We start from the raw sequence: 25,001 nt of genomic DNA on the forward strand, positions 1-25,001 counted from the left end.
GACACAGGTGGACGTATGCGTCGCGTACGTCGCTCAGACGCCCTTCTTTACGAGCCTCCCGCCGGGCGCGGGCCTCTCGAGGAGTTCGACCGGCTCGACGGGCGGCGTGTCAGGCGGGTTGCGCCCCGACCTGACCGGACTCGATGACGTACGAGGCGTCGGTGCTGATCGGCAGCCCCGGGACCGACACCTTGTCGACGGTCATGAAGTCGGCCTGCAGGGTGTCCGGGGTGACGTCCACCTTCACGTAGCCGCGCAGGTTGCTGCGGTAGTGGAGGTACGGCATGTCGCCCTTCCAGACCGCCATCTCGGCATCGGTCCAGGCGCGGCCGTCACCGTTGGAGGTGACCGAGGTGCAGACGATCTCGGAGCCGAGCAACGGCAGGCTGTCGTTCTCGAAGTCGCGGCGCAGGTCGACCATCCAGTGGTTGTGGACGTCCCCGGTCAGCACCACGAAGTTCTCGATCTCGCGCTCCTCGACCAGTCCGAGGATCCGGTCGCGGGAGGCCTGGTAGCCGTCCCAGCCGTCGTTGTACGAGCCCGGGCCGGCGGGGTTGGTGTCCATGTTGGCGAAGAAGATCTGCTGCGGCACGATGTTCCACACCGCATCCGATCCGGTGAGCTGCTTCTCCAACCAGGCATGCTGCTCACTGCCCAGCATGTCGGTCTCCCACTGCTCGGGGCCGTTGACGTTGCTGCGATCCCCGTACGGCTGGTCGTCGCGGTACTGCCGGGTGTCGAGCACGCTGAACCGGGCGAGCCCGCCGTAGTCGAAGCCGCGGTACAGCGGCAGGTTGGTGTCGACCGGCTTGCGGAAGCGGCGCAGCGGCATGTGCTCCCAGTACGCCTGGTAGGCGGCGGCCCGGCGGACGGCGAACGTCTCCCGGGTGGCGTTGCCCTGGTTGGGGTCGTTGTTCTCCGGCACCAGGTCGGCGTAGTTGTTGTCGGTCTCGTGATCGTCCCAGGTGACGATGAACGGGGCGGCCCGGTGTGCGGCCTGCAGGTCGGGGTCGGTCTTGTACTGCGCGTGGCGCTGTCGGTACTCGGCCAGGGTGTTCATCTCGTTGCCGGCGTGGGTGCGCGGCCGGCCGGTGGCGCCGGCGTACTCGTACACGTAGTCGCCCAGGTGGAACACCACGTCAGGGTTCTCGGCGGCGAGGTGCTTGTAGGCGGTGAAGTAGCCCATCTCGTAGTGGCTGCACGAGGCGAACGCGAACGACAGCGGAGCCAGGCTGCCCGGTGCCGGGGCGGTGCGGGTGCGACCCACCGGCGAGACCTCGTTGCCGGTACGGAAGCGGTACCAGTACTCGCGGTGCGGTTCGAGGCCGCGGACGTCGATGTGGACGGTGTGTGCCTCCTCCGGGCGGGCGAGCTCGGTGCCCCGCTGGACGATCCGGCGGAAGTTCTCGTCGGCGGCGAGTTCCCAGCGGACCGGGACCGGACGGTTGGGTACGCCGCCGCCGTCGGCGAGCGGTTCGGGGGCCAGCCGGGTCCACAGCACGACCGAGTCGGGCAGCGGATCGCCGGAGGCGACACCGAGGGTGAACGGGTCGACGAGCCGCGGGGCCGGGGCGGCCGCGGCAACGGTCGGCAGTGCCAGGCCACCGCCGATCGCGGCGGCGCCGACGACGAAGCCACGTCGTGACAGACTGGGGAAATCCGAAGCGGGCATGGGAAAACTCCTCTGGAGGTGGGGGATGCCTCAGTACCCGATCGACGCTAGGCCGATGATCATGATCACCGCAGGGTCGGCTGCGCGACGAGTGGGTGAACGGACGGTGACGTCGGATCCGGTCGACGTGACGGACCTCACCCCGATAATCACCGGGGGCTCTTTCATGCACTTCGTGGATAAGTTCGATTGGTCTTCGCAGATTGCGTCGTTCTCGGTTGGCAACCGGGAACAACAGGGGCAGAGTTGATGTTGTCCAATTCGAGACATCCGCAAGACTGGCGTTCGAGGTGGTTTCCAGCTAGATCGTCGTGGTCCGCCGACCACGGCCCCCTTCTCAGGTCGACGCATCGTCGACGTCTTCCCCAAACACTTCCCAGATCCGAGCGATCGCTGCTGCCTGCCCGCAGCCCGATCGCCGTGCCGACGCCGGTCAGATGCCGGTGAGGCACGCCCAGAGCACCCGCAACAACCCTGCCAGGGAGAAGCTTTCATGTCCGTGTCCGTGTTCCGGACCCGTACGTCCAAACCCAACTCGTTCACCAACTCGGCCCGTGAGCTGCTGGTACGCGCTCGCCCCGACAGCCTGCGCCGGCGTCGCACCGACGACAAGCGCCCCGACGACAAGCGCCCCGACGACAAGCGCCCCGATCAGCGCGACAGCGGAGGCCCGTCCTGGCGCCGTCGGATGATGCCGGTGGTCCGGCGCCACCGCGGCGTGCTGATCGCCACCGTCGCACTGGCCACCGTCTACGCCGCGGCGCAGTCGTTCATCCCCCTGGTCCAGCAGATCGTGCTGGACGACGCGATCATCGAACCGACGATCCCGCTGCTGCCCTGGTTGTCGTTGCTCGCGGTCCTCGGCATCGCGATGGGCGGCCTGTCGGCGGCGTGGCGCTACCTGTCGGCGAAGGCCGCACTCAAGGTGCAGCACGACATCCGCGACCAGATCTACGACACCCTGCAACGACTCGACTTCTCCGGACACTCACAGTTGCAGAGCGGCCAACTGGTGTCGCGGGCCAGCGGTGACCTGCGGTGGGTCCAGGTCCTGATCGGCTTCTTCGGACAGCTCGCCGCGACCGTGATCGGCATCGTGCTGTCGCTGGCGGTGATGATGCAACTGTCGCCGCTGCTCGCGGTGATCGTCATGATCATCATCGTGGCCGTGTTCGCGGTCACCCACCGGATGCGGGGCAACGTGCACGCCGCCGGCTGGGATGCGCAGCGCTCCGAGGCCGAACTGATGACCGAGATCGAGGAGGCCGTCCTCGGCGTCCGGGTGGTCCGCGCGTTCGGGCAGGAGGAGGCCGAGACCAAGCGGTTGCACCACTCGCTGATCGACATGTTCCGGTCGCGGGTTCGTGCCGTACGGCTTCGCGCCCCGTTCCTCGCCTCGCTGATGGCCGGCCCGCAGATCGGGCAGGTCGTGATCCTCGGCCTGGGTGGCCTGATGGTCGCCAGCGGTGAGCTCACCGTCGGCATCTTCCTCGCCTTCATCAGCTACCTCACCCAGCTCGCCGCGAAGGCCCGCACCATCGGCATGGTGCTGAGCAACATGCCGCAGTGTCAGGCGGCGGTGGAGCGGATCGGCGAGATCCTCGACCTGCGGCCGACCCTGGTCGAGGCCGAAGCGGCTCGCAGCCCCGAGGCGCGGGGTGGCCGGATCGAGTTCTCCGACGTCTCGTTCGCGTACGCCGATGGGGACGGGCACAAGGTGCTCGACGGACTCGACCTGACCATCGAGCCGGGCGAGACCGTCGCGCTGGTCGGCCCCTCGGGTTGTGGCAAGTCGACCGCGCTGCAGTTGATCCCGCGGTACTTCGAGGCGGGCTCCGGTGTGGTGTCGGTCGACGGCACCGACGTCGCCGACCAGCCGATCGCCGAGCTGCGGGGACGGATCGCGATGGTGTTCGAGAACAGCTTCCTGTTCTCCGACACCGTGGCCAACAACATCGCGTACGGACGCCCCGACGCGACCCAGGAGGAGATCGAGGCGGCCGCGAAGGCAGCCCTCGCCCACGAGTTCATCCTGGAGCTGGACGAGGGGTACGACACCCCGATCGGCGAGCGCGGGATGACCTTGTCGGGTGGCCAGCGACAGCGGGTGGCACTCGCCCGGGCCCTGTTGATCAACCCCGACGTACTACTGCTCGACGATGCGACGAGCTCGGTCGACACGTCGGTGGAGCACGAGATCCACGCCAACCTCGAGCCGTACCTGGCCAATGCCACGGCCGTCCTGGTGGCGTACCGGGAATCGACGGTCCGGATGGCCGACCGGGTGGTCGTGCTCGACCGGGGCCGCGTCGCCGACCAGGGCACCCACGAGGACCTGTTCGCCCGCAGTGAGCTGTACCGCGACCTGTTCGGTGACCTGGAAGGCGACGCCGACGGCGCCGCCGACCTGTTGCCGGCAGCTCGGCGTGGTGAGTTCGCCGCGACCGCGTCGAGCTGGGAGTCCCGGCAGGACGCCACCGGTCGGGTGCCGCTGGACCTCGGCATCCCGCCGGCACTGGCGGCCCGGATCGCCTCGCTGCCGCCGTTCAAGGACAAGACGCAGGTCGACCTGCCCGCCGAGGACACCAACACCGAGCCGTTCAAGCTGCTCAAGTTCTTGAAGCCGTACCGGGTCGGGCTGTTCATCGGTCTGCTGCTGGTGGCGGCGGAGACCCTGCTGACCCTGCTCAACCCGTTGCTGGTCCGCGAGGGCGTCAACGGCGGCATGCTGGCCGGCGAACGCGGCGTCCTGCTCGCGGTGTGTGGGGCCGCGGCGGCGCTCGCGATCGGACTGTACTTCGTCCAGCGCGACTCGCAGATCTGGACCCAGCGCACCACCGAGCGGCTGCTGGTCGCCCTGCGGGCCCGGGTGTACGGGCAGCTGCAGCGGCTCGGCATCGACTACTACGACCGGACTCAGGCCGGGCGGATCATGACCCGGATGACGTCGGACATCGACGCCATCTCCGAACTGTTGCGGGTCGGCCTGATCAACCTGATGATGGCCGTGCTGACCTTCGTCGGCATGTCGTTCGTGGTGGTCGCGCTCGATCCGCGGCTGGCGCTGACCGTGTTGTGCGTGATCCCGCCCGCCGCGTTGGCGACCGTCTGGTACCGCAAGCGGGCCTCGGTGGCGTACGACGAGGCGCGTGAACGTACCTCCATGCTGAACGCCAACCTGCAGGAGTCGCTGGTCGGCATCCGCGTCACCCACGCGTACCGGCGGGAGGCCCGCAACCTGCAGAAGTTCGACGGGATCGGCAAGGAGTTCATCCACTGGTCGTTGAAGAGTGCGTTCGCGACCTCGGTCTACGTCGGCATCTTCGAAGTGTTGTCGATCCTCGCGACCGTGGCCGTGCTCGGACTGGGCGCGATGTTCGTCGGCGCCGGTACGCTCGCGATCGGCACCCTGCTGGCGTTCATGTTGTACCTGGCGCAGGTGTTCGCCCCGGTGCAGCAGCTGGCGTCGGTGTTCGACGTCTACCAGCGGGCCCGGGCCGGCCTGGTCCGGGTGCGCGAGCTGCTCGAGCTCAAGACCTCGACCCCGGTCAACACCGATGCGGTGAACCCGGACGAGATCGAGGGTGACATCAAGCTCGAGGGGGTCCGGCTGCGCTACGCCGGGACCGCCACCGATGCGCTGAAGCGGGTCGACCTGCACATCCCGGCCGGCCAGCGGGTCGCGTTCGTCGGTCGTACGGGTGCCGGCAAGTCGACCACGGTGAAGCTGGTGTCGCGGTTCTACGACCCGACCGAGGGTGAGCTGTTGATCGACGACGTGCCGTTGCCCGACCTCGACCTGGTCCAGTACCGGCGGCGTCTTGGCTACGTACCGCAGGAACCGCACCTGTTCACCCGGACCGTGCGGGACAACATCGCCTACGGCCGACCGGACGCGACGGACGCCGAGGTGGAGGCCGCCGCCCGCGCGGTGGGGGCGCACGAGTTCATCTCGCGGATGCCCGACGGCTACCACCACATGATCACCGAGCGTGGCCGGTCGCTCTCGGCGGGCCAGCGGCAGTTGCTGTGCCTGGCGCGGGCGCTGCTGATCGACCCGGCGATCCTGATCCTGGACGAGGCGACCTCGAACCTCGACCTGGCGAGCGAACGCAAGGTCAACCAGGCGATGCGGGTCGTCGCCCAGGGTCGTACCACCCTGGTCGTCACGCACCGGCCGCAGTCGCTGCACTGGGTGGAGCGGGTGTTGGTGGTCTCAGGCGGCGAGATCGTCGGCGACACCACCCCGCACCAGTACCTCGCCGAGCACGACGCACCCGCCGATGCCGGGTCAGGCGAGGCTGGTGGGGCTGGTGTGGCTGGTGTGGCTGATGGGGCCGATGGTGAGCCGGCTCGCGGCGAGAAGGTGGCCGCGGCGGTCTGAGAAGCCGCCCGAAAGTGGGTCTCCGTCGTAAAAAGGGGCGCCACAGCGACACACGTGGAGCTCACGTCCAGCTGTGTCGCTGTGGCGCCCTTTGCTGCGACCGCATCGCCGTCGCGGAGCCGAGATCGTGCCCGCGGAGCCGAGATCGTGCCCGCGGAGCCGAGATCGCGCCCGCGGCGCCCAGACCGCGTGGGAGACCAGGTCACCGCGCCGGTGGATCCGAACCGGCGGCGTCGGGGACCAGCAATGAGCTGATCCGGGCGATGACCTCCGGCCGGTGCTGGCCTGCGTGGTCGGCGGCCAGGAAGTGGGCACCGATCGCCGAGGTGATGGCGAGCAGGCTCCGCGCCTCGACCTCGTCCGGATCGTCACAGACCGACCCGATCAACTCGCGCAACAGGTCCATCCGGGCGTTGTCGACCCGGCGGAGTCGATCGGCCACCTCCGCGTCCCGCCGGGCCCAGTCCCGGACCGCCAGGTCGATGGGCAGCAGTCGGTCGTCGGAGAAGGTGAGGTGGCCGGCACGGGTCGCCCGGGTGCGTGGATCGCCGCCCTCGGCCTCGACCCGCGCGAGCACCTCGTCCACGCTCTCGCGCTCCCAGGTGTCGAGCATCGCGGTGAGCAGGGCGTCCCGGTTGGTGAAGTAGCCGTAGAAGCCGCCCTTGGTGACGCCGAGCTGTTGCGCCAACGCCTCGATCCGGACCGCCTCAGGCCCGGCCGCCGCGAGTGCCGCCAGTCCCTGCTCGATCCACTTCTCCCGCGGTGTCCGTTGTGCGCCCACCTGCTGCCTCCTGCCGTCGTGCTCGTGCCGACCACGCCTGACCCGGGGTCATGTCGCTGTGCTGCCTCATGTGCGGCGGCGACGCGCTTGGCGCACCTGAGCTGGGAGCGGGCCCGGCCGTGTCGACCCGCGTTGTACGCAACCGTACAACCGGTGCTAGCGTCATGGTTGTACGCATCCGTACAACACAGGAGCCAGCATGTCACTGACCATCGCCACCCGGGTGCTCGACGACGCCTCCGTCTCGCCCACGACCCGGACACTCAGCACACTCAATCGAATCGACTACGTCGACGAGTTCACCGCCCGAACCGAGGTGACCGCCGCCCCGGAGCAGTGGGCCCGTGTCATGTTCGGTGACGAACCGCAGCCCCTGGCCCGGTTCATCTGGCAGGGCCTGCTCAAGCTCGACCTACTGCCCGGACGGTCGGCCGACACGATCGCCGGCTGGCCCGTCACCGGCCGGGGTGAGGACTGGATCCGGCTGACGACGCAGTCACGCGAAATGGGGGCCGAGTTGGTGGTCCAGGCCGGCGACGGGTCGGTCTCGCTCAGCACCTTCGTGCGGTATGACCAGCCCGGGGGTCGTCGGCGTTGGGTGAGGCTGTCCCGGGTGCACCGGCTGCTGGCACCCAGCATCCTGCGCGACGCAGACGCCACCCTGAGTTCGTCGGTCCTGGTTTCGTCGTCTCCGGGCTCATCGAGTCCGGCCGGGCCGTGAGAAGAGGCGTCTGAACGACACACGTGGAGCTGACGTCCACCCGCGTCGCTGTGGCGCACTCCCTCACGAGACCGAGGGCATCCCGGCGACGTCGGCGACCCCGACCTGCATCGGCAGCACGTCACGGGTGGCGCAGTGGGCGGCCACGGCACCGGCGGCCTGACCCGTCACACTCGCGGTCCCGGTCACCCGGTAGCTCGAGTGGGCCAGGAAGTCGCCGCTGAGGCAGCGGCCGGCCATCATCAGGTTGTCGATGTCGGCCGAGACCAGGGTCCCCAGCGGCACCCCGTACGGCTTGACCGGTCGCAGGCCACGGTCGTCGCCGATGGTGCTCCGGGCCGGGTCGGGGGAGTGCACGTCCATCGCAAAGGTGCTGACGGTGACGGCCTCGTCGGTGATCCGGCCCTCCGCCAGGTCGTCGCCGGTCAGCGTCGTGCGGCCCCGGATCCGCCGGCCTTCCCGGATCCCGATCTGGTCTGCCGTGCTCACCAGGACGAGGTCGGACCACGGACCGCCGAGCCGCCGAAGCGCAGCCACCGAGGCGTGCACCTCTTCGCGCGCCGCCAGGGTGGCTGCGGTCAGCGCATCGGCATCGTCGGGGCGTACCCCGTACATGTGGTTGGCCATCAGCACGAAGAAGTCCCGGCCGATGTTGAACAGCGTCGGATTGCCGTAGCTGGGGACGAATCCGACTTTGTCCAGCTCCGCCCGCAGCCGGGCCTTCCGGTCGGGGACGGTGTGGTCCCAGTACTCGCGGACGTCGGTGGCGCGGACCCCGGCCAGCACGCCGAGCAGGCTCAGCGGCTGCATTCCGCCTTCGGCGTTGCCGAGGTCGAACCCCGCTCCGGCGCGGGCGGCGACGTCACCGTCACCGGTGCAGTCGATGATCACCTTGCCCTGCCAGGCTTCGCGGCCCGACTTCGACTCGGTGATCACGTGGCTCAGCCGGCCCGGTTCCGACGCCACCGTGTCCACCACGCGTGTGCCCAGCCGGATGTCGACCCCGGCGGCGACGCAGAACTGTTCGACGACGAGCTTCATGGTCTCGGGGAAGAAGAGGAAGTGGGACTTGTTCCGCTCGTGGTAGGAGTCGCGGGCGCGCAGCTCGGTGACGAGCTCGGTCAGGATCGTGCCAGGCTTGTTGGCGTCGATCACCCCGGACAACAGCCCGGAGGTCCACACCCCGCCGAGGCAGCCGCCACTCTCGATCAGCAACGTGCGAGCCCCCTGCCGCGCGGACGCGATGGCGGCGCACAGGCCGGCCGGCCCGCCACCACACACGATCACGTCGTAGCTCCGTACGACGGGGGTCTCCCGCTGCTCAGCAATCGTTGCTGGGGCGACGTCAGGTGACGGGGTGGCCATGGGCGGAGTATAGAAAGGCGCGCCTTCTGGTGTTCCGCGGGGCTGCGCTGAGCCGCGATCGGGGTGGCCTGTCGTAAGAGTGGCACTCTGAGCGACACACGTGGAGCTCACGTCCAGCTGTGTCGCTGTGGCGCCCACCCTTGCGACGCCCCCCCGTCTCGGCGGCCCACCGGCGACGGCGGGCGCCCCGGCAGCCGTGGGATCATGGCGCCATGTCCGCGCGGATCCTGGTGATCGACAACTACGACTCGTTCGTCTACAACCTCGTGCAGTACCTGGCCCAGATCGGGGCCGAGGTCGAGGTGTGGCGCAACGACGACGCCCGGTTCGACGCGCCCGGCTGGCACGAGCCGTACGACGGGATCCTGCTGTCACCCGGCCCCGGGACCCCCGAGCACGCCGGGGTCTGCATCGACGTGGTGCGCAACCTGGCCGGGACCGTGCCGATCTTCGGCGTCTGCCTCGGCCTGCAGGCGATCGCGGTCGCGTACGGGGGAGTGGTCGACCGGGCCCCGGAACTGCTGCACGGCAAGACGTCCGAGGTGTTCCACCAGGGGGCCGGCGTGATGGCCGGCCTGCCGTCCCCGTTCACCGCGACCCGCTACCACTCGTTGGCGCTGCGTCCCGAGACCCTGCCCGACATGCTGGCGGTCACCGCGCGCACCGAGTCCGACGTGATCATGGCCGTACGGCACGTCGACCTGCCGGTCGAGGCGGTCCAGTTCCACCCCGAGTCGGTACTGACCGAGGGCGGCTACCAGATGCTCGCCAACTGGTTGGCCGAGTGTGGGGACGCCGACGCCCCGGCTCGGGCCGCCGACCTGAGCCCGCTGATGAGCGCGGGCTGACCCGAACCCGGCGACGGGGACGATCACTCGTCGAACAACGACCAGAACGCCTCCATCACGGTCGGCACGGCCGGTGCGTCGACGGCGAGCTGGGTGTGGAGCACGGCGGCCCGCCCGGTCGCGGGGTCGGCGTACCCGATGCCGCCGAGGCCACCGGCCCAGCCGAACCTGCCGTCGGGGCGCACTTCCACGTGCAGGCCCCAACCGCTGCCGGGCTCCAGCATCCCGGCGGCGGTCGCGAGCTGCGACGGACCCAACGCGTTGGTACGGAGTTCGGTCACCGACGCGGGCGACAGCACGGCCGGTCCGTGACCGAGCAGCGAACCGAGGAAGGCCAGCTGGTCGGGCACCGTCGACAGCAGACCGCACGCCAGCGACCGGAACTCCGGCGCCGTGGTGTGCAGACCGGCCGGGACGTCGTACGGCACCAGTCGGCCCTCGTCGTCGGCGGTGTACGCGGTCGCCAGCCGGTCCGGGTCCCCGACGAACCCCGTGCCGGTCATCCCCAACCGGCCGCACACGTGCACGTCGAGCAGCCGGTCCAGCGGCTCCCCGGTGGCCCGTTCGAGCACCACGCCGAGCAGGTCGCTGCTGGTGTGGTAGCGCCAGGCCGTCCCCGGCTGGTCGGCCAACGGCAGTTCGGCCAACCGCGCCACGTACTCGTCGGGGGTCATCGGCGGTGCGAACGGCCCCGGGGCGACCGACCGGGCCGCCATCGCCTCGGTCAACGGTGCGCCGTCGACCCATCCCAGCCCCGAGGTCATGGTCAGCAGCTGCCGTACGGTGATCGCCGACTCCGCGGGGACGGTGTCGGTCAGCGGTCCGTCCGGGGCGGTGAGGACCCGCGGTGCCGCGAACTCCGGCACCCACCGGGCGATCGGTTCGTCGAGGTCGATCAGCTCGAGCTCGGCCAGCCGTGAGGTGAGCACCCCGGCGATCGGCTTGCTGCACGAGGTGATCGCGAACTGGGTGTCCTCGGTCATCGGCGGGCCGTCCAGGCTGCGACGTCCGCCGGTGGAGATCTGGATGCTGTTCCGGTCCCGCCGACCGGCCACCCACCCCGCCAGTCGCCCCTCGTCCAGCAGCGGTTGCAACAGCTCACGCGTGGTCATGACTCAACCCTGCCAGCACACCCGAGACCCGACCCGGAAAGGACGACGCCGTACGGGCCGGGCTCAGCCACCCCCGGTGGGGGTGCTCGTCGGCGTCTCGGTCGGTTCCTCGGTCTCACCGGGCGGGCTGGGGGACTCCGAGGGCTCCGGCACCCCGATGGTCACCTTGATCGTGGACCCCCACGGCTGGGTGTTCCCGGGCCCGGGATCCTGGCCGATGACGGTGTTCTGCCCGCCCTCGACCTCCTCTTCCTCGAACTCGACCTTGAAGCCGTGCTCCTCGGCGAACTGGGAGGCCCGTTCCCGCGTCATCCCGCTGAAGTCCGGCACCTCGCCCTCGCCGGTGGCCAGGGTGAGCGTGATCTCGGTGTCGGGGTTCTGCTCCGATCCCTCGCTCGGGCTGACCCCGACCACGGAGTCCTTCTTCGAGCCCGGCTCCTCCGAGGTGGCGTACTCGGTCTTGATGTTGGTGAACCCGGCGCTCTTCAACGCTTCGGTCGCCTCACTCGCCGACTTCCCCTGCACGTCGGGCACGGTCACCTGGCTGGGTCCGACGTTGATCGTGATGGTGACCTCGGTCCCCACCTCGACCTGTTGTTGGGCCGGTGGGTTCTGCTCGGTGACCTGGCCGACGGAGCTGTCGGACGGCCCGGCCACCTTCTCGACCTTCACCTCCAGGCCGACCCCCTCCAACGAGTTGGTCGCCTGGGTCTCGGTCTGCCCGATCACCGACGGCACCTCGACCATCTGCACCTGCGGGCTGGCCGAGGACGGCGTCGGGGTCGGCGGCGGACTGGTCGGCGGCGGCGTGTTCAAGAAGTAGACCGCCAGCCCGGCCGCGATCGCGGCGAGCACGATCAGCACCACCAGCGCGACGATCGCCCCGACCCGACGTGGTTCCTGCTCGGGCTCCTCGTCCACCGGGACGACCCCGTGGCCACCGTTGCCGTCGCCGTACGGCTGCACCGGCTCGGTCACCCGGGTGGCACTGGTGGCGGCAGCGGCTCCCGCCCCGGCCCCGACCGCCCCACCGGCGAGCGCGGCGCCGGCCGCACCGGCCGGCTGGTGGTCAGGTACGAGCAGTGCGGTGGGTGCCTCACCGGGGGTCGTCGCGCTGCTCGGCATCGCCGCGGCGAGCGGCTGCTGACCGTGCAGCAACCGCATCAGGTCGTCCTTCATCAGCCGGGCCGACTGGTACCGCTCGTTCGGGTCCTTGGCCAACGACCGCATCACGACCGCGTCCATCCCGGGCGTGACCTCGGGGTCCAGTTCACTAGGCGGCCGCGGCTCCTCCCGGACGTGCTGGTACGCCACGCTCACCGACGACTCGCCGACGAACGGCGGTCGACCCACCAGCAGCTCGTACAGCAGGCAGCCGGCCGAGTAGATGTCGGAGCGCGCGTCGACGGTCTCGCCGCGCGCCTGCTCCGGCGACAGGTACTGTGCGGTGCCGATCACCGCGGCCGTCTGCGTCATCGTCGACGACGTGTCGGCCACCGCGCGGGCGATGCCGAAGTCCATCACCTTCACGTCACCGGCCGGGGTGAGCATCACGTTCGCCGGCTTGATGTCGCGGTGCACGATGCCGGCCTTGTGGCTGTAACTGAGTGCGTCCAGCACCCCGGCCGACAGCTCCAACGCCCGCTCCGGCAGGATCTTGCGGCCGTCGCGCAGCACGTCGCGCAGCGTCACGCCGTCGACGAGCTCCATCACGATGTACGGGATCCGGATGCCGGACTGGCCGTCGGTCTCCTCGCCGGTGTCGTACACCGACACGATCGTGGGGTGGTTGAGCCCGGCGGCGGCCTGTGCCTCGCGTCGGAACCGGGCCTGGAAGGTCGGGTCGGTGGCCAGGTCGGTGCGCAGTTGCTTGACCGCGACCGGTCGGTTCAGCCGGGTGTCCATCGCCCGGCGCACCTCGGCCATGCCGCCGCGGCCCAACAGGCCGGAGAGCTCGTAGCGGTCACCGATCAGCCGCACCTGCGGGCTGTCGCCCGTCCCCGGGCTCGTGGGGGTGGTGTCGTCAGTCATCGGCCCTCCCTCCCCGTTCGTCCCGGGGTTCCGTCCCCGGTGGTTCGTCCTCGGCGGTCCGTCCCCAGCGGTGCAGCATATGTGCCCCACCCCCGTCCATCATGCCGGTGTCGGCGTTCGCGGCGCTCGATCCGGTTCACAGCAGTTCCTCCAGCACTCGCTTCGCGATCGGTGCGGCCAACCGCCCACCGGAGATGTCGTTGGGCTCGATGTCGGCCTCCTCCACGAACACCGTCACCGCGATGGTGCGGTCCCCGGACCGGGCGTACGTGGTGTACCAGGCGTACGGCGGGGCGTCCGGCGTGGTCTCCGCGCTGCCGGTCTTGCCGCCCACCTCGACGCCCTCGATCCGACCGTTGCGGCCGGTGCCTTCGTTGACGACGGTCTGCATCCACCGCTGCAGCACCCGCGCGTTCCCCGGCGTCATCGCCTCACCCACCTGCTGCGGCCGGGTGGTCGAGATCGGGGCCAGGTTCTCGCTCCGGATCGCCGACACCAGGTACGGCCGCATCACCACCCCGTCGTTGGCGATGGCGGCGGTCACCATGTTCATCTGCATCGGTGAGGCGGCCACCTCGAACTGCCCGATCGAGCTCATCGCCAACTGGGCGTCGTTCGGATCGTCGGGGAACCTGCTGATCACCCCGTTCAGGTCGTTCAACTGCGGCGACCCGAAGCCGAACCGCTCCGCCTGGGCCTGCAACGCCTCGGTCCCCAAGGCCAGTCCGACGTTGGCGAACGCGGTGTTGCACGACACCTTCAGCGCCTGTTCGAGGGTGACCTCGTCGCCGCCGCACGGGCTGGTGTTGGGCAGGTACGTCTCGGTGCCGGGGAGTTGCAACCGGTCCGGGGAGGCCCATCGCTGGTCCGGTGCGTGACCGTTCTCCAGGGCGGCCGCGGCGGTCACCAGCTTGAAGGTCGATCCCGGCGGGTAGATCTCCCGGGCGGCCCGGTTGCGCAGTGGCTGGTTCTCGTCGTTGGTCAGCTCGAGCCACGCCTGCGACGCCTCGCCGTCGGCGCCGATGTCGTGGCTCGCCAACCGATTCGGGTCGTACGAGGGGGTGCTGACCAGCGCGAGCACGGCCCCGGTCTTGGCGTCCTGGGCGATCACCGCGCCCTTCAGGTCGCCCATCCCCTCGAACGCGGCCTGCTGGGCAGCCGCGTTGATGGTGGTCTGCACGGTGGCCCCGGTCGGCGGCCGGTTGGTCAGGATGTCGAGCAGCCGGCGGACGAACAGGGAGTCGTCGGTGCCGGCCAGCTCGCCGTTGTAACGGGCCTCCAACGCACTGGTGCCGTAGTCGTAGGCGTAGAAGCCGGTGATCGGGGCGTACAGCTCGCCGGACGGGTACTCCCGCTGGAACCGGAACCGGTCGTTCGCCGGTGTGGTCAACGCGACCGGGGTGTTGCCGACCAGGATCGGGCCGCGGTCCTGACCGAACTGTTCGTCGCGGACCCGGCGGTTGCCCGGCATCTCGTCGAGCTGGCTCTCCCGGAACACGATGGTGTAGGTGATGTTGCCCAGCAGCAGGGCGAACATCACCATCGCCACGATGGCGATCCGGCGGATGGGGCCGTTCATCGCAGGGCCTCCCGGATCCGATCGCGGGCCCGCCCACCGGTGACGGCGGGGATCAGCTGGGTCGACTCCGCGTCCGGGTCGGTCTCGACCGCCTTCGCGACCGGCCGCCGGAACTGGTGCGAGATGATCATCAGCAGCCCGATCAACACCCAGTTGCAGACCAGCGACGACCCACCCTGGGACATGAACGGGGTGGTCAGACCGGTCAGCGGGAGCAACCGGGTGACGCCGCCGATGATCACGAACACCTGCAGCGCGAACACGAACGACAGGCCCGCGGCGAGCAGCTTGCCGAACGGGTCGCGGCCGATCAACGCGGTCTTCAGGCCGCGGGAGACGACCAGCGCGTAGATCATGACCACCGCCATCAGCCCGGCGATGCCGAGTTCTTCGGCGATCGCGGCGGAGATGAAGTCACTCTTCACGATCGGGGTGAGCATCGGCCGACCGAGGCCGAGCCCGCGACCCAACAGCCCACCGAAGGCGATGCCGTATTGGCCCTGGATGATCTGGTACGACCGGTCCGGGTTGGCGAACGGGTCGAGCCAGGCGTCGACGCGCACCTGGACGTGGCTCATCAGCAGCCATGCGGCGACGGCGCCGGAGGCGAAGAAGACGAGGCCGACGATGGCCCAGCCGGGCCGCTCGGTCGCCACGTACAGCATCATCACGAACATGCCGAAGAACAGCAGCGCGGTGCCGAGGTCGCGCTGGAAGGCCAGCACCAGCATGCAGACGCCCCACACCAGCGTGATCGGGACGAAGTCGCGCAGCCGGGGGAGGTCGATGCCGACCACCCGGACGCTCGCCAGCGCCAGCACCTCGCGGTGGGCGACCAGGTAGGACGCGAACGAGATCGCCAGGATGATCTTGGCGGCCTCGGCCGGCTGGAAGCTGAGCGGCCCGACCGAGATCCAGATCCGTGACCCGTTCAGCTCGACGCCCAGGCCCGGGACGAGCGGCAACAGCAACAGCAGCAGGCCGGCCAGTGCGAACAGGTAGGTGAACCGGTCGAGCGGCCGGTGGTCCTTGGTGATGAACAACAGGGCGCAGAACAGCGCGACGCCGAGGATCGTCCACAGCAGTTGCGCCGGGGCGTCGGTGGCCCGGTCGCTCATGTCGAGTCGGGCGATCATCGCCAGGCCGAGCCCGTTCAACAGGAACACGCACGGCAACAGCACCGGGTCGGCGTACGGGATCCGGATCCGGACGACGGTGTGGCAGGCGGCGCCGAGGAAGAGCCACAACCCGACGACGTACGGCCAGTTGTCCGGCAGCTCGCCGTTCACGTTGAGGTGGGTGATCAGCCAGGCGCCGACGCCGAGTCCGATGGCGAGGACGAGCAGCACCAGTTCGGCGGTGCGCCGTTTGCGGTGGACCACCACCATCTGGTCACTCACGCTCGCCTCCTCGTCGTGCCCGTGGGACACCGTCAACGAGGTGCTGCGTCGCTCGGTCGCTCACGGGCACTCCCCGCCCGGTCCGGGTGGGGGTGGGGCCGTTGAGGTGGTGGCGGGGGTGGAAGGGGCAGGGGCGGACGGGGCGGGGCTCGTCGGGGCGCTGGTCTGGCCGGGGTTCGCCGAGGGGCTGGGCGAGCCGTTCGGGGCCGGGGTGGTCGACGGCGGCGGCGGTGCGGTGGTCTCCGGGGGTGGGGGAGGCGTACGGGCGGCGCGGCAGCGCTCGGCCGCCACGGCCAGCTCGTCGACCGAGGCCTTGGCCTGCTCGAGGCTGCCGGCGCGCATCTCGCCGGCCTCGACCTGGGCCCGGTAGAACCGCGGCAGGTCGCTGAGCGGGATCTCCTGGATCTCGTAGACCTGCGACAGCGGGAGGCCCAGCACGTCCTGCGGCAGGCCCTGGTAGATCGCGACGTTCTGGTTGGCCGCACCGATGTAGAACTGCGTCCGGCCCCACGCGGCGCCGCCGACGACGGCACCGGTGAGCAGCAGGCCGACGGCGATCAGCGTGATCAGCCGGGTCAGCCAGCGCCGCTTCGGCGGCTCCGACATCGCGTACCGCTGCGCCTCCTCGTCCTGCTCGTCGTCGCTGCTGGGCGGTGGCGGGGCGTTGGGCCGTACGGGATCGTCGTCGGACTCGACCTCCTCGTCGCCGAGGTCGACCGTACGAGGGGCGATGACCGGGATGTCACGCTCGGTCGCCGCGCCCATGATCAACGGCTCCAGCGCCGGCTCGGGCTGGGTCTCGGTGACGTCGGCGACGATCACGGTGATGTTGTCGACGCCGCCGGCCTGCAGGGCGGCCTCGACCAGGTCGTCGAGGACGGCCTGGATCGACTCCTCCTCGGTCGCGATCTCGAGGATCTCGGGGTCGTCGATCAGGCCGCACAGGCCGTCGGAGCACAGGATCAACCGGTCGCCGGCGCGGACCTCGGTGAGCGAGCTGTCCGGGACGTTGGTGGGGTGGCCGTTGAGGACCTTCAGCAGCAGCGACCGGTGCGGGTGGAAGGCCGCCTCCTCCTCGCTGATCTTGCCGTCGTCGACCAGCGACTGGACCCACGAGTGGTCGTGGGTGAGTCGCTCCAACTCGCCGTCGCGGACCAGGTAGACCCGCGAGTCGCCGATGTGGCACAGCCCCAGCCGGGCACCGTCGAACAGTGCCCCCGACACCGTGGTGCCCATGCCTTCGAGGGTGTGGTCGTCGGCGACCAGGTCGGCGATCTTGTCGTTGGCACGGCGGACCGTCTCGCCGAGCACGTCCAGCATCGCGTCGCCCAGCACCAGCGCGTCGTCGGCCACGGCCGCCTTGACCGCCACCGCGGAGGCGAGGTCGCCGGCGGCCGCACCGCCCATCCCGTCGGCCACCAGCAACATGGTCGGGCTGGCGTACCCGGAGTCCTGGTTGTTCTTGCGGATCAGCCCGACGTGCGAGGTGCCGACGTAGTCCAGGTGCAGCGGCCCGCGCTCGGTGACCACCACCGGCTCGGCCCGGGTCTCGTCGTCCGTCGAGCTCGTCGAGGCGCCCTCGTCCGTCGAGTCCGCTTCCACGTCCGTCGAGCCTGTCGAGGCGCCCTCGTCCGTCGAGTCTGTCGAGGCGCCCTCGGTAGCCGCCTCCGTCGCCGACGCCGTGTCGACGTCGTCGTCCGGGGTGTCCGGGTCCGGGTCGGGCTTGGTGCCGCGAGCCATCAGACCTCCAACCTCATGATCGTGCGCCCGATCCGTACCGTGTCGGCGAGGCCGATCGTGGTCGGCTGCGTGATGCGTTGTCCGTTGACGTACGTGCCATTGGTGGAACCCAAGTCCTCGACGTAGAAGCCACTGTCGCCGGCCACCACACGAGCGTGTCTGGTGGAGACGTAGTCGTCCTCCAGGATCAGCTGGCAGTCCGCAGAGCGGCCGATGAGGACCGTACCGTCCGCGAGGTCTGCTGTCGTACCCGCCTGCACACCATTGGTGATCCCGAAGCGTTGCGGGTGGCCACGATCGCGGCGGCGCAGTCGCTTGCCGGACTTGGGTGCCTCGGCGAGCTCGGGTTGCGGCAGGTCACCGGCGGGGACCGCCCGGCCGAACATGTCGGAGCGGATCACCGAGGCCACCGACAGGATGAAGATCCACAGCATCGCGAGGAAGAGGACCTTGATCAGCGTGACCGCAATCTCCGACATCAGTGTCCCTGTGGCGCGTGGACGAGCATGCGGGTGCTGCCGATCTCGATCCGGGTGCCGTCGGTGACGTTCGCCTCCCGGACGCGGTTGCCGTTCACCACGATCCCGTTGGTCGAGCCGAGGTCCACGACCCGCATCAGCCCGTTGGCGTGGACCTGGATCTCGGCGTGCCGGCGGGAGATGCCGGGGTCGTTGATCCGCAGGTCGGCGTCGGAGCCGCGGCCGATGGTGAAGCCGGGCGGCTGCAGCGGGTGACGCATCCCGTTCACCTCGAGGACCAGGTTGGCGGCCTGCAACATCTCGGTGTCGGCGCGGTCGTCGGTGTCGACCGCGGCGACGGCCTGCGACTCGACGACGAAGCGCCCCGTCGGCAGTGAGTCGTCGACCTCCAGGTTGAGTCGGATCGGCCCGTTGAACACGTACCCGCGTTCCTTGGCGTGGTCCTTCAACTCGGGGATGATCTCGGCGTTGAGCGTCTTGCCGTACGGCACGAGCCGGTCGTAGTCGTGGGCCGACAGGATGACGGTGAAGTCGTTCGGGACCAGCTTCTTGGTCCGAGACATCAACTTGGCCTCGGCGTCGAGCTCACGCTGCAGCCGCGCCGCGATCTCCACGGGCTGGACGTCGCCCTTGAACGCGCGCGCGAACACACCGTGCACCGCGCCTTCGAGCTTCCGCTCGAAGCGATCCAGGACGCCCATCACTCTCCGTTCCGCAAAGGTCGCCACCGATACTATGCGGCTGGGTCCACCGGGCGCGGGGACCACGCCCGCCTCCGCGCCAGTTCAGCCCGCGTCAGAGCCAGTTCGGCCCCGCGTCTGAGCCAGTTCGACCCGCGTCAGAGCCAGTTGGGTTCGTACGACAATGCCGTCGGCAGCCGGTGTCCCCACGGGGCGATGACGTAGGTGAGCCCGCCCGACCGGCCGCTGGGCAGCCATACCTTCTCGAACTGGCGACGGTTGTAGGTGAAGCGCACCTGCCCGTCGTCGGGTCGCAGGTGGGAGGCGGGATCGTTGCAGATGACGTGCCCGGCGGGGGTGAATCCGACGATCACCAGCAGGTGGCCCGCCGTCGAGTAGCCGGCGCCGTCGAGCTCGCCGGACGAGAACGACACCGAGACGATCAGTGGGACGCCGGCGTTGACGAACATCTCGGCCTCGCGGAGGTTGCGCAGCCGGGTCACGTAGCAGCGCAGGCCCCGGGTGGAGGCGTGGGCGGTGTTGAAGGGCCAGTTGCCGGTGCCGCGGTACTGGTGGTCGTAGCAGTACCTGGCGGCGTGGTCGACCTGTGGCCGGGACTCCCCGGGTTGCGTCACCCAGGCCGTCTCGGTCCGACTCGGGCCGCGGCCCCAGTAGTCGAGGACCATCGCGGTCGAGGTTGCCGAGCACCACGCCTCACCGCCGCCGTCCCACTGGGGGTAGTGGCCCTTGTGCCGTTCCTGGGAGTACGTGGGGACGGGCAGGTTGAGCGGATGCGTCCAGACCCGGTTGGTGACCTCGGGGGTGTTGGGGACGCGGGAGGCCATGATCGCGCCCAGCCCGACCCGGGGTGCGGCGCCGCCGGGAGCCTTGAGGAGCATGAAGCGGAATCGGACGGCGGTGAAGGCGTGGGAGCCGCGGGCGACCAGGGTGTCGGTCTGCACCGTGCCGTACGCGTCCTGCTGCCCGGCGACGCTGGCCCGGGTGAGGTCGGCCGAGGTGTCGCCCTGACCCCAGCGCGCCACCACGTACCAGCGGGTCCAGGCGCCCGAGGCCGTGCGGGCCTGGACGGCCACGTCGACGTACGCCCCGCGGGGTGTGGTCGCGTCCCACGACGCGATGACCTGGGTCGCGCCGAAGTCCAACTCGTAGGTCGAACTCGTCCACCAGCCGTAGTCGTACGGCCGGGCGATGCCGGTGTGCGGATCGCGGAAGACGGTCCGACGCAGCCCGCTGCGCTGCACCAGGCCGCCGCGGGCGTCGACGCCGAGCGCGGTGAAGGTGCCGGTGTTCCAGCGGGCCGCGTTGTCGACCACGAAGGCGCGGATCGGTCGCCAGGAGGCGGCTTCGGCATCTCGGGGGACGACCGTCGCGGCTGCGGTGGCCACGGCGGCGGTGGCCGCGGCGCCGAGGAACCTCCGACGGGCCAGGGTCATGGGTTCATCGTGCTGGCTGGGCCGGGTGGGCGCAAGCACCCCGGGTTTCACGCGGTGTCCCCGTCGACCCGCAGTTGCCGTGGGGAGCGGCCGGTCTCCTGGCGGCAGGCCTTGTTGAAGGTCTGCAGGTCGGCGAAGCCGACGGCGGCGGCGACCGCCGAGACGGTGAGGGTGGACGATCGCAGCAGGTGCCTGGCGCGGTCGATGCGCCGTTGTCGGATGTGGCCGACCACGGTGCGGCCGGAGTCGGCGCGGACCAGCCTGGTGAGGTGGGTGTGTGAGATCCCGACCGCGGCGGCGACCTGCGGGACCGTGATCGGCCGGTCGAGGTGGGACTCGATCCACTGCACGGCGCGTGCGACGTGGTCGCCCTCGGCGTGCGGACCGGCCGGGTCGGCCGCCGTCAGCTGCAGCAGTGCCAGCCACAGCTCGGCGCGGCACCGCTCGGGCACCGTGGTGGTGTGGGCGACCGCGGCGGCGAAGTGGGCCGGGAGGGTGATCAGGTTCCGGTCCGCGGTGCGGACGACCGGCTCGCACTCGCCGATCGCGGGGGCCCGCAGATGGGCGTACTCGTGGTTGCTCGGGCCGCGGTAGCGGTACTCGGTGAGTGCGCCGGGCGGCACCAGGGTGACGGTGCCGGGTCGGACGAGGTGGGCGACGCCGTCGATCAGCAGGTCGCAGGTGTAGTGGAAGTGGTGGAAGGCCCACAGGTCCGGCAGCCGGTAGACGTCGACCGACTGTCGTACGCCATGGCGCCCGACTCCGCAGTTGATCACCTCAGGTGGCTCGGTCAGGTCGATCGGCATGGTGGAATTGAACCAGTGAACGGTGGCTGCACACCACGACAACCCGTGCCGGAGTCCGTACGGTCATGGGACATGAGCGCACTGGTGGACCGCAAGCATCTCCTCACGTCGGTGGAAATGGCACAGTTCGTCGCCTCCGGGGCCGTCCGGCTCGACGGGGTCGTCCCGGCCGCGTTGAACGACCGGGCGATCGACGTGTTCGACGCCGGGATCGAGCACCATCCGTACGGCACCGACCTCGACACCGCGTACCCGCCGGGTTCGTTCGTCCGCGACCTGGTGGACCTGCCCGCGGTGGCCGGTGCGATCCAGAGCCTGGTCGGCCCGAGGCCGCGGATCGACCACCACGCGGTGCACATCCGGCCGCCGCACGGGGGAACGGCGCAGCCCATGCACGGTGATGCGGTGATCGACACCCGGTACGAGGGGTTCGACGTCCAGCTCATGTACTACCCGCGCGAGGTCACGCTCGCCCAGGGCGGCACGTTGAGCGTGCCCGGCACCCACCTGCGGCGGATCAACGAGTCGTCGATCGGTCGCTACCAGAACCTGCGCGGGCAGACCCGGTTGGTCTGCCCGGCCGGCACGGTGGTGTTCCTGCACCACGGCATCTGGCACGGTGGGCGGCGCAACGACAGTGACGTGGCCCGCTACATGTTCAAGATCAGGTTCAACCCGACCGTACGGCAGGTGCGGCTGTGGAACACCGATGACATCGACTCCCCCGAGGTGATGGCGGCGCTGAAGCAGCACACCGAGTGGGCGTCGAACGCCGAGACCCGGTTGGAGTACGTGAATCGCGCGCGACTGTGGCGAAGCCTGACCGCGGACCCACTGTTCGACATCGACTACTACCTGAGCCGCGAGGAGATGCGTCCGACGACCATCGCGCCCGGCGCCACCGACCCGCGGCTGGGTGCCTCCGGTACCGGCACCGGCTGGGGCATGTGAGCGAAAGTTGATCATGGGAGACGACACGATGATGATGCAGGACGCCCCACTGGCCGAGACGCCCGAGGGTGGGCTGGAGACCCCGGAGGAGTCGTTCGCCCGGCCACTGGCCGAACCGGACGTACGGCAGCAGGTGCTGGTGCTGCAGCTCGCCGGGTCGGGGCTCGAGGCCACGGTGACCGGGTGGTCCCGCTACGACGGGACGGGCCGCTCGCGGCCGACCATGGGTGATTCGGACGAGCCACCGTACGAGACCGGGGTCGCCGCGCTGGTCGACGGCTGGCGGCTGCTCCAGGCGTCCCAGTTGCTGCCACCGCTGCCCGGCCACGAGCACGACACCTCGTACCTGCCGAACGAGTTCTGGTTCACCCGGCTGGTCCGCGTCTGACGGTTGACGGGTCACGCACGGCCGGTTTCGCGGATGTGCTCCGGCCGCCCCGGCCGTGCTACGCTGTCCGTCGGTCCACAGGGCGGTGGGCACGACATGCGCGCGTGGCGGAACGGTAGACGCGCTGGCTTCAGGTGCCAGTGTCCGCAAGGACGTGGAGGTTCAAATCCTCTCGCGCGCACAACAAAACGACTCTGATGTCTCAGGATGTCTGCTTGGCCCGAACCTGCGGTTGCGGTTCGGGCCTTGTCGTTCGTGCCTGTCGGTGCCGGTCTCGCCGCGCCATGAGCTGCCTGCCGTGGCCGAGCTCGTCGCCGGCCGGCTCGATATCCGCGAACTCGGTGCCTGCCTGACAGGCATGGCGTACCGAAACGCGGCGATTTCGCGTCCCAGGCCGCGTCCACGGCCCATCTGCACGAAATTGCCCTGTTTCGGGCTGGCCCCAGACAGGCGATCAACGTGGTTGTTGGACGAGGTTCAGCTCCACCTGATCCCGGTCCTGCTGGGCGCAGGTCGGTCCCTGTTCGCCGAGATCGGCGCCGCCCAACGGGAATTGGAGCGGATCCAGGTGCAGTCCGCCGAGGACGGCGTCACCCATCTGCGGTTCCGGGTCCGGCATTGAGCTCGGCATGGTGGGCCGTGACCAACGACGACTGACCAGCTGGCCATTACCGTGCGCCGTGCCGGACGCCCACGCGCGAAACCCCGGCCGGGATGACCCGGCCGGGGTTTCGCACATCAGTTCTGGGTCAGCCCTCGATCGGGTCCAGGGTGACGCCTCGCAGGTCGTAGATGTGGTCGGCGTACGAGGTCGGGATCAAGCCCTTGATGCGCGGCTTCATCATGAACGCGTAACCGGCCCACAACATCGGGATCCAGTAGTAGGTCTCCTGCAGCGCGACGGCCGCCTGGGTGGCGAGTTCCATGGCACGTTCCGGATCGGCGAAGGCGGCGCGCGCCTCGTCGTTCAGGTCGGCGAACTTCTTGTACTCCGGCGTCCAGTTGGCCCGGGTCAGCTCGTCCACCTTGGCCTGGGTCTCCGCCGCCGACATCTCGTTCTTCCGGTCGCCCCGGGTGATCGCGAAGAGCTCCCGTTCGACGTCGTCGGGGATCGAGGCCCGGTTGAACAGCGGGGCCGGCTGCGCACCGTACTGCAACATCGTGTACGGCGACGGGGCGCTGTAGTTGAAGGAGAACCCGAAGAAGTCCTCAGGCTTGTTGCCGTACAGCTGATCACCGTAGACACCGACCTCCAGCACCGCCACCGAGGTCTTGATGCCGAGGTGTTCGGTCCACATCTCCGCCGCGGCCTCCAGCATCGGCATCGTCGCGTACGTGATGATGCTGATCGGCGGAATCCCTTCCCCGTTGGGGAATCCTTCGTCCGCCAGCAGGGCCTTCGCCTGGTCCGGGTCGAACTCCAGGGCCGGGACGGCGTCGGCACCACTGATGTCGCTCGGCACGAACGACGGGCCGGCCACGTCGGGCGGCGACACCGTGGCCAACGCATCACGGTCGATCGCCAACGACAGCGCCTTGCGGACGTTCAGGTTGTCACGCAGCAACGTGTTCTTGCTGGAGAGCAACTGCACACCCTTGAACTGGATCAGGGTGCCCCGGACGAGCTGCTCCTCAAGGTCCGGTCGGCCGGCGACGAGCGCCGACGGGTCACCGTCCACCCGGAAGGTGTCGATCTCGTTCGCGTTGTACGACACCATCATCCCGGTCGCACCACTGGAGTTGAACTGGATCTCGCGCTTGGTGATCGTGAACGCGTCCTTGTCCCAGTACGTGTCACTCAGCTCCAGCGTCGCACCGGCGTTCTGTGCGTACTGGGTCAACGGGTACGGGCCGTTGCAGACCAGCTTCTCCGGCATCCAGAAGTCCTGCACGTTCGCCTCCACGGACTCCCGGTGCAGCGGGAACGTTTTCACCGTGCTGTCGATGAAGCCGAGGTCGGGCTCGGTGAGGGTGAACACGAGGGTCTTCTCGTCGGTGGCTTCGATCCCGACGGTGGAGAAGTCGTCGGACTCCCCGTTGAAGTAGGCCGGCAGGCCCTTGATCTTGGTCCGGGCCGGCGTACCCGTCATGGCGGGGGCGTTCTCGTTCTTCTGCTCGGTCAGCTTGGGCGAGTAGTAGTACGAGTAACTCCACACGAAGTCCTCGGCGGTCAACGGGTCACCGTTGTTCCAGGTGGTGTCACGCAGCTTGAAGGTGTAGGTCAGTCCGTCCTCCGACGCCTCCCAGCTCTCGGCCACCCCGGGCAGGTAGTTCGCCGAGTCCTCCGAGTCGCGCCGGACCAGTCCCTCCCACATCATCGCCATCAGGATCGTGCCCTGCGGCGACCCGGAACCACCGAAGGCTGGATTCAGGTGATTCGGTGGACGCCGCGCCTCACGCAGGGTGGTGGTCCCTTCGCCACCGCCTTCGTTGCCCGGGCCCTCCCCAGGGGCGGAGCCGAACCCACAGCCGGCGGCACCCACCGCCGCGACGGTGAGTGACCCGGCGAGCATCGCTCGACGCGAAACCGACGGCCCTGCAACAGCTTTGAGCGTGCCGAGCGGGTCCTGATGAGGAAGCTTGCTGGTGGTCATGATCTTCTCCTCTGTG

Annotated in this window: 20 protein-coding genes and 1 tRNA gene; 8 read left to right on the plus strand and 13 right to left on the minus strand. The window is 69.6% G+C overall.

The features are described from left to right. Window positions 1-109: 109 nt before the first annotated feature. Entirely contained in the window at window positions 110-1,672 is a 1,563-nt protein-coding gene (locus ACQBAU_RS00900; protein WP_465256202.1) for an alkaline phosphatase D family protein, read from the minus strand. Between the two features lie 55 nt (window positions 1,673-1,727). On the opposite strand from ACQBAU_RS00900, the gene ACQBAU_RS00905 reads away from it, so the two are divergent. After that, window positions 1,728-1,922: a hypothetical protein gene (locus ACQBAU_RS00905; protein ID WP_434548829.1), complete on the plus strand. Its 195-nt coding sequence runs from the start codon at window positions 1,728-1,730 to the stop codon at window positions 1,920-1,922. 243 nt (window positions 1,923-2,165) lie between these two features. After that, the gene (locus tag ACQBAU_RS00910) at window positions 2,166-6,056 is read left to right on the plus strand and encodes an ABC transporter ATP-binding protein (RefSeq protein WP_465256203.1); all 3,891 of its coding nucleotides are present in this window, start codon (window positions 2,166-2,168) and stop codon (window positions 6,054-6,056) included. A gap of 202 nt (window positions 6,057-6,258) precedes the next feature. Here ACQBAU_RS00910 and ACQBAU_RS00915 read toward each other — a convergent pair whose 3' ends face one another. Next, window positions 6,259-6,837, minus strand: coding sequence for a TetR/AcrR family transcriptional regulator (locus ACQBAU_RS00915; protein ID WP_465256204.1), 579 nt, complete (start codon window positions 6,835-6,837; stop codon window positions 6,259-6,261). 199 nt (window positions 6,838-7,036) lie between these two features. Between ACQBAU_RS00915 and ACQBAU_RS00920 the strand changes: the two genes are divergently transcribed. Then, window positions 7,037-7,558, plus strand: coding sequence for a hypothetical protein (locus tag ACQBAU_RS00920; RefSeq protein ID WP_465256205.1), 522 nt, complete (start codon window positions 7,037-7,039; stop codon window positions 7,556-7,558). A gap of 63 nt (window positions 7,559-7,621) precedes the next feature. Here ACQBAU_RS00920 and ACQBAU_RS00925 read toward each other — a convergent pair whose 3' ends face one another. Then, window positions 7,622-8,923 carry an FAD-dependent oxidoreductase gene (locus tag ACQBAU_RS00925; RefSeq protein WP_465256206.1) on the minus strand — a complete coding sequence of 434 codons (1,302 nt, stop codon included), beginning with the start codon at window positions 8,921-8,923 and terminating at the stop codon, window positions 7,622-7,624. A gap of 212 nt (window positions 8,924-9,135) precedes the next feature. On the opposite strand from ACQBAU_RS00925, the gene ACQBAU_RS00930 reads away from it, so the two are divergent. Next, window positions 9,136-9,771, plus strand: coding sequence for an aminodeoxychorismate/anthranilate synthase component II (locus tag ACQBAU_RS00930; protein ID WP_434548824.1), 636 nt, complete (start codon window positions 9,136-9,138; stop codon window positions 9,769-9,771). Window positions 9,772-9,794: 23 nt separating this feature from the next. Here the strand turns inward: ACQBAU_RS00930 and ACQBAU_RS00935 are convergent, their stop codons facing one another. From ACQBAU_RS00935 to ACQBAU_RS00975, 9 genes are all read right to left on the minus strand, one after another. Then, window positions 9,795-10,883 (minus strand): serine hydrolase domain-containing protein, encoded by a 1,089-nt coding sequence (locus tag ACQBAU_RS00935; RefSeq protein WP_465256207.1) that lies wholly within the window; start codon window positions 10,881-10,883, stop codon window positions 9,795-9,797. 63 nt (window positions 10,884-10,946) lie between these two features. Further along, window positions 10,947-12,914: a Stk1 family PASTA domain-containing Ser/Thr kinase gene (pknB, locus tag ACQBAU_RS00940; RefSeq protein ID WP_465256208.1), complete on the minus strand. Its 1,968-nt coding sequence runs from the start codon at window positions 12,912-12,914 to the stop codon at window positions 10,947-10,949. A gap of 136 nt (window positions 12,915-13,050) precedes the next feature. Continuing rightward, window positions 13,051-14,493 carry a peptidoglycan D,D-transpeptidase FtsI family protein gene (locus tag ACQBAU_RS00945; protein WP_465256209.1) on the minus strand — a complete coding sequence of 481 codons (1,443 nt, stop codon included), beginning with the start codon at window positions 14,491-14,493 and terminating at the stop codon, window positions 13,051-13,053. After that, window positions 14,490-15,881, minus strand: a complete 1,392-nt coding sequence (locus tag ACQBAU_RS00950; RefSeq protein ID WP_465256354.1) for an FtsW/RodA/SpoVE family cell cycle protein — start codon at window positions 15,879-15,881, stop codon at window positions 14,490-14,492. Before ACQBAU_RS00950 ends, ACQBAU_RS00945 begins: the two co-directional genes overlap by 4 nt. Before the next feature lie 72 nt (window positions 15,882-15,953). Next, window positions 15,954-17,633 carry a PP2C family protein-serine/threonine phosphatase gene (locus ACQBAU_RS00955; RefSeq protein ID WP_465256210.1) on the minus strand — a complete coding sequence of 560 codons (1,680 nt, stop codon included), beginning with the start codon at window positions 17,631-17,633 and terminating at the stop codon, window positions 15,954-15,956. Next, entirely contained in the window at window positions 17,633-18,112 is a 480-nt protein-coding gene (locus ACQBAU_RS00960) for an FHA domain-containing protein FhaB/FipA (RefSeq protein ID WP_434548819.1), read from the minus strand. The genes ACQBAU_RS00955 and ACQBAU_RS00960 overlap by 1 nt, the downstream gene beginning before the upstream one ends. Next, complete coding sequence (locus tag ACQBAU_RS00965; RefSeq protein ID WP_434548818.1) at window positions 18,112-18,813, minus strand: FhaA domain-containing protein; 702 nt, start codon at window positions 18,811-18,813, stop codon at window positions 18,112-18,114. Before ACQBAU_RS00965 ends, ACQBAU_RS00960 begins: the two co-directional genes overlap by 1 nt. Before the next feature lie 137 nt (window positions 18,814-18,950). Further along, the gene (locus ACQBAU_RS00970) at window positions 18,951-20,246 is read right to left on the minus strand and encodes a C39 family peptidase (protein ID WP_465256211.1); all 1,296 of its coding nucleotides are present in this window, start codon (window positions 20,244-20,246) and stop codon (window positions 18,951-18,953) included. A 47-nt stretch (window positions 20,247-20,293) separates the two neighbouring features. Beyond that, window positions 20,294-21,052, minus strand: coding sequence for a helix-turn-helix domain-containing protein (locus tag ACQBAU_RS00975; RefSeq protein ID WP_434548816.1), 759 nt, complete (start codon window positions 21,050-21,052; stop codon window positions 20,294-20,296). Window positions 21,053-21,124: 72 nt separating this feature from the next. On the opposite strand from ACQBAU_RS00975, the gene ACQBAU_RS00980 reads away from it, so the two are divergent. From ACQBAU_RS00980 to ACQBAU_RS00995, 4 genes are all read left to right on the plus strand, one after another. Next, on the plus strand, window positions 21,125-22,003 hold the full coding sequence (locus ACQBAU_RS00980) for a phytanoyl-CoA dioxygenase family protein (RefSeq protein ID WP_434548815.1): 879 nt from the start codon (window positions 21,125-21,127) through the stop codon (window positions 22,001-22,003). Between the two features lie 13 nt (window positions 22,004-22,016). Continuing rightward, a complete protein-coding gene (locus tag ACQBAU_RS00985; protein ID WP_434548814.1) occupies window positions 22,017-22,391 on the plus strand; it encodes a hypothetical protein in 375 nt (124 codons plus the stop codon). A 98-nt stretch (window positions 22,392-22,489) separates the two neighbouring features. Next, window positions 22,490-22,572, plus strand: a tRNA-Leu gene (locus tag ACQBAU_RS00990). 285 nt (window positions 22,573-22,857) lie between these two features. After that, window positions 22,858-23,013 carry a hypothetical protein gene (locus ACQBAU_RS00995; protein WP_434548813.1) on the plus strand — a complete coding sequence of 52 codons (156 nt, stop codon included), beginning with the start codon at window positions 22,858-22,860 and terminating at the stop codon, window positions 23,011-23,013. Window positions 23,014-23,140: 127 nt separating this feature from the next. Here the strand turns inward: ACQBAU_RS00995 and ACQBAU_RS01000 are convergent, their stop codons facing one another. After that, complete coding sequence (locus ACQBAU_RS01000; protein ID WP_465256212.1) at window positions 23,141-24,985, minus strand: ABC transporter substrate-binding protein; 1,845 nt, start codon at window positions 24,983-24,985, stop codon at window positions 23,141-23,143. Window positions 24,986-25,001 lie beyond the last annotated feature (16 nt).

The organism is Carbonicoccus niuqiaonis (assembly GCF_050157065.1).
Taxonomy (GTDB): domain Bacteria; phylum Actinomycetota; class Actinomycetes; order Propionibacteriales; family Propionibacteriaceae; genus Avipropionibacterium.

What these genes read in the sequence shown, in the direction of transcription:
- ACQBAU_RS00935 (WP_465256207.1), bottom strand. Translation starts at nt 10,883, where the DNA reads ATGACCACGCGTGAGCTGTTGCAACCGCTGCTGGACGAGGGGCGACTG.
- ACQBAU_RS00945 (WP_465256209.1), bottom strand. Translation starts at nt 14,493, where the DNA reads ATGAACGGCCCCATCCGCCGGATCGCCATCGTGGCGATGGTGATGTTC.
- ACQBAU_RS00910 (WP_465256203.1), top strand. Translation starts at nt 2,166, where the DNA reads ATGTCCGTGTCCGTGTTCCGGACCCGTACGTCCAAACCCAACTCGTTC.
- pknB (WP_465256208.1), bottom strand. Translation starts at nt 12,914, where the DNA reads ATGACTGACGACACCACCCCCACGAGCCCGGGGACGGGCGACAGCCCG.
- ACQBAU_RS01000 (WP_465256212.1), bottom strand. Translation starts at nt 24,985, where the DNA reads ATGACCACCAGCAAGCTTCCTCATCAGGACCCGCTCGGCACGCTCAAA.
- ACQBAU_RS00985 (WP_434548814.1), top strand. Translation starts at nt 22,017, where the DNA reads ATGGGAGACGACACGATGATGATGCAGGACGCCCCACTGGCCGAGACG.
- ACQBAU_RS00980 (WP_434548815.1), top strand. Translation starts at nt 21,125, where the DNA reads ATGAGCGCACTGGTGGACCGCAAGCATCTCCTCACGTCGGTGGAAATG.
- ACQBAU_RS00955 (WP_465256210.1), bottom strand. Translation starts at nt 17,633, where the DNA reads ATGGCTCGCGGCACCAAGCCCGACCCGGACCCGGACACCCCGGACGAC.
- ACQBAU_RS00905 (WP_434548829.1), top strand. Translation starts at nt 1,728, where the DNA reads ATGATCATGATCACCGCAGGGTCGGCTGCGCGACGAGTGGGTGAACGG.
- ACQBAU_RS00920 (WP_465256205.1), top strand. Translation starts at nt 7,037, where the DNA reads ATGTCACTGACCATCGCCACCCGGGTGCTCGACGACGCCTCCGTCTCG.
- ACQBAU_RS00930 (WP_434548824.1), top strand. Translation starts at nt 9,136, where the DNA reads ATGTCCGCGCGGATCCTGGTGATCGACAACTACGACTCGTTCGTCTAC.
- ACQBAU_RS00960 (WP_434548819.1), bottom strand. Translation starts at nt 18,112, where the DNA reads ATGTCGGAGATTGCGGTCACGCTGATCAAGGTCCTCTTCCTCGCGATG.
- ACQBAU_RS00965 (WP_434548818.1), bottom strand. Translation starts at nt 18,813, where the DNA reads ATGGGCGTCCTGGATCGCTTCGAGCGGAAGCTCGAAGGCGCGGTGCAC.
- ACQBAU_RS00970 (WP_465256211.1), bottom strand. Translation starts at nt 20,246, where the DNA reads ATGACCCTGGCCCGTCGGAGGTTCCTCGGCGCCGCGGCCACCGCCGCC.
- ACQBAU_RS00925 (WP_465256206.1), bottom strand. Translation starts at nt 8,923, where the DNA reads ATGGCCACCCCGTCACCTGACGTCGCCCCAGCAACGATTGCTGAGCAG.
- ACQBAU_RS00900 (WP_465256202.1), bottom strand. Translation starts at nt 1,672, where the DNA reads ATGCCCGCTTCGGATTTCCCCAGTCTGTCACGACGTGGCTTCGTCGTC.
- ACQBAU_RS00975 (WP_434548816.1), bottom strand. Translation starts at nt 21,052, where the DNA reads ATGCCGATCGACCTGACCGAGCCACCTGAGGTGATCAACTGCGGAGTC.
- ACQBAU_RS00950 (WP_465256354.1), bottom strand. Translation starts at nt 15,881, where the DNA reads ATGGTGGTGGTCCACCGCAAACGGCGCACCGCCGAACTGGTGCTGCTC.